Below are 3,270 nucleotides of genomic sequence, written 5' to 3' on the forward strand. Positions count from 1 at the left end.
CTCGTCGGCCCTGTTCGAGGGGATCGGCTGACCATCGTCTGGCATGTCGCAAGCGCGGATGTCCTGGCTCGTGGGTGACCTCCGGCGGTGAGTCGATGGCCCGGGTGATGGGTCTTCCGGCCCATCGCCTGTCCCGCATGTCGGGACGACAGGACGTTCATTGCATCCACGCCCTCGATCACACCCGGCCATGCGCGACGGCTTGAGCCGACCGCATGGGCTGAGGAGTGCGGGCAGGGTCCAACGATCGTAGGCTCAAAAGCTGGCCCCGGCCGGCGCTGGCCCAGGCAACCCCGAGGCATCGGGCGTGGTTGTCCTGCCATGATCAGGAGAATCACCCGATGACCGAGACAGGCACGCCCTCCCCGCGCGAGGACGATGAGCGGGTCGCGAACGAGGCGCGGACGAAGTCGCTTCAGAATGCCGGCAATGCCGCCGAGAAGAAGATTGAGCAGGACTCTTCCGCTTCCGAGGCGATCGACCGTGCCACTGCGGCCGTCGGCAAGGACGAGGACTGATCGATGAGCGGCGACAGCATTCCGAGCGAGACCGCCACCCGCAAGCCCGAAGCCGATGTCGGCAAGCCGGGCGATCCTGCAGTCGGCGGCCATCAGACGGCGCAGCAGGCGGCGATCACCGGTCAGGGCAGCGGTGGCCGCACCGACGCGGATCGCCAGGAGACCTGGAACCAGGGCGGTGCCCCCGGCCGCAACCCCGCTCCCATCGGCGGTTCCTCGGACGGGCAGTCCGACCAGAAAGCGGGAGGAGGCCCGGCCGAGGACGAGCCGGTTGCCGCCGGACACTACAAGGTCGAGAAGAAGACGGATTGACCGTTGCTCACCCCGGAGGATGCGTGTCAGACGATCCCGACGAGACTCAGCCGGCCCCCTCACCCAAGAAGCCGGCCAACATCGCCCCCGACGCCGTGAAGGACCCTAACGAGAAGACAGACGGAAAGCCGGGACTGGGCGGCACCGGCGGCAAGCCTACCGATAACGAGACAGACCCCGGCAGCAGCTGATCGAAAGCCGATCCTGAGCGGTGTTGTCCGCCACTCTTGGGGTGGGATCCGGGTGCCGAGCGGAAGGCGACGGCCTTCGGACGTTCGACTACTGCAAACGATTGATGCAGCCGTTTGGAACGACGAAGGGCGATCGGTACTGTGTCCTAGAGGGAGACACGTACCATGAACGTCGCATCGACGCCGGCCCCTGGGACCGCTCCCACGATCTACGATCGTGACCTCGACCGGAATCCGGCCAACTACCAGCCTCTGACACCGCTGAGCTATCTCGACCGCGCCGCGCTGGTGTTTCCCGAGCGCGTCGCGATCATCCACGGCCCCCTGCGCCGTACCTATGCGGAGCTTGATCGGCGCTGTCGGCGTCTGGCCTCGGCCCTGGCGGCGCGAGGCATCGGGCAAGGCGACACGGTCGCGGTGATGCTCGCCAACACGCCCGAGATGATCGAGTGCCATTACGGGGTGCCGATGACCGGCGCCGTGCTGAACACCCTGAACACCCGCCTGGACGCGGCCGGCCTCGCTTTCTGCCTCGACCATGGCGAGGCCAAGGTGCTCATCACAGACCGCGAATTCTCTAAGGTCGTGGCCTCGGCCCTCGAAAGGGCGGGCGTGGCGCCCTTCGTGATCGACGTCGACGATCCGGAATATACCGGACCGGGCGATTGCCTCGGCGATGCTGGATACGAGGCGCTCCTCGCGGGCGGCGACCCGGCCTACGCATGGGCGATGCCCGCAGACGAGTGGGATGCGATCTCGCTGAACTACACGTCGGGCACCACCGGCGATCCCAAGGGCGTCGTCTACCACCACCGCGGCGCGGCGCTCCTGTGCCTCGGCAACGTCATCACGGGCGGGCTCGGGGGGCACCCGGTCTATCTTTGGACGCTGCCGATGTTCCACTGCAATGGCTGGTGCTTCGCCTGGACCCTGTCGGTGGTGGCCGGCACCCATGTCTGCCTGCGACAGGTCCGGGTCGGGCCGCTCTACGCGGCCTTGGCCGAGCACGGCGTGACGCATCTGTGTGGCGCGCCCATCGTGATGCAGCTCCTGCTCAACGCGTCCGATGAGGATCGGCGCCCGCTCCCCCGCCGGGTCGCCTTCATGACGGCGGCCGCACCGCCGCCCCAGGCGGTGCTCGCCGCAATGGGCGATGCGGGCTTCGACGTTACCCATCTCTACGGCCTGACCGAGACCTACGGCCCGGCGGTCGTCAACGCCTGGCACGCCGAATGGGACGCCCTGCCGGACGACGCGCGGGCGCAGATGATGGCGCGCCAGGGCGTGCGCTATCCCGTGCTGGAGGGGTTCGACATCCGCGATCCGGAGACCATGGAGAGCCTGCCCGCCGACGGCGAGAGCATGGGCGAGGCGATGTTTCGCGGCAACGTCGTCATGCGGGGCTACCTCAAAAATCCGGCGGCGACGCAGGAGGCGTTCGCGGGTGGCTGGTTCCGCTCCGGCGACCTCGGGGTGAAGCACCCGGACGGCTACATCCAGCTTAAGGACCGCTCGAAGGACATCATCATCTCCGGCGGCGAGAACATCTCCTCGATCGAGGTGGAGGACGCGCTATTCCGCCATCCCGACGTCGCCGCCGCCGCCGTGGTGGCGCGGCCCGATCCGAAATGGGGCGAGACGCCGGTGGCCTTCGTGGAGCTGAAACCCGGCGCCAGCGTGGAGGCCGACGCGCTCATCGCCTGGTGCCGTGAGCGGCTCGCCGGCTATAAGCTGCCGCGCCACATCGTATTCGAGGAGCTGCCGAAGACCGCGACGGGGAAGGTGCAGAAGTTTCTGCTGCGGGAGCGTGCGAAGGAAATGTGAGGGGCAGCGAAGCGCGGGGGCGCGGCGGGCTCCCTCTCTTAAACATCGATTTGGTACCCGGCTTGTCATTCCGGGCTCGCCTGCGGCGCCCGGGAATGACAACCGGTCGAGGCAACCCGGTGGCGAATGTACAAAGAAAAAGGCCGGGCGATTTGCCCGGCCTTTTGTATTTCAAACCGTCGAGAGAGTTTAAGCGGTGCCGCCCGACCGCTCGAAGCGCTTGCGGTCGTTGGGGTCGAGGTGTGTCTTGCGCAGGCGAATCGACTTCGGGGTGACCTCCATCAACTCGTCATCCTGGATCCAGGCGAGCGAGCGCTCGAGCGTCATGCGGATCGGCGGCGTCAGGCGCACGGCCTCGTCCTTCGAGGTGGTGCGGATGTTCGTGAGCTTCTTGCCCTTGAGCACGTTCACCTCGAGGTCGTTCT

4 protein-coding genes and 1 pseudogene are annotated in these 3,270 nt (G+C 67.2%); 4 read left to right on the forward strand and 1 reads right to left on the reverse strand.

From position 1 onward, the window contains the following. Positions 1 to 341: 341 nt before the first annotated feature. The 4 genes from ACFE7U_RS08615 (at position 342) to ACFE7U_RS08630 (ending at position 2,845) form a co-directional block, all read left to right on the forward strand. Positions 342 to 518, forward strand: coding sequence for a hypothetical protein (locus ACFE7U_RS08615; protein WP_375409317.1), 177 nt, complete (start codon positions 342 to 344; stop codon positions 516 to 518). A gap of 3 nt (positions 519 to 521) precedes the next feature. Continuing rightward, on the forward strand, positions 522 to 830 hold the full coding sequence (locus tag ACFE7U_RS08620; protein WP_375409318.1) for a hypothetical protein: 309 nt from the start codon (positions 522 to 524) through the stop codon (positions 828 to 830). 23 nt (positions 831 to 853) lie between these two features. Beyond that, positions 854 to 1,021: a hypothetical protein gene (locus ACFE7U_RS08625; protein ID WP_375409319.1), complete on the forward strand. Its 168-nt coding sequence runs from the start codon at positions 854 to 856 to the stop codon at positions 1,019 to 1,021. Positions 1,022 to 1,186: 165 nt separating this feature from the next. Continuing rightward, on the forward strand, positions 1,187 to 2,845 hold the full coding sequence (locus ACFE7U_RS08630) for an acyl-CoA synthetase (RefSeq protein ID WP_375409320.1): 1,659 nt from the start codon (positions 1,187 to 1,189) through the stop codon (positions 2,843 to 2,845). Between the two features lie 189 nt (positions 2,846 to 3,034). Here ACFE7U_RS08630 and ACFE7U_RS08635 read toward each other — a convergent pair. Beyond that, positions 3,035 to 3,270 (reverse strand): annotated as a pseudogene (locus ACFE7U_RS08635) (translational GTPase TypA); the annotation flags it as partial.

This window comes from uncultured Methylobacterium sp., from assembly GCF_964251405.1.
GTDB lineage: Bacteria > Pseudomonadota > Alphaproteobacteria > Rhizobiales > Beijerinckiaceae > Methylobacterium.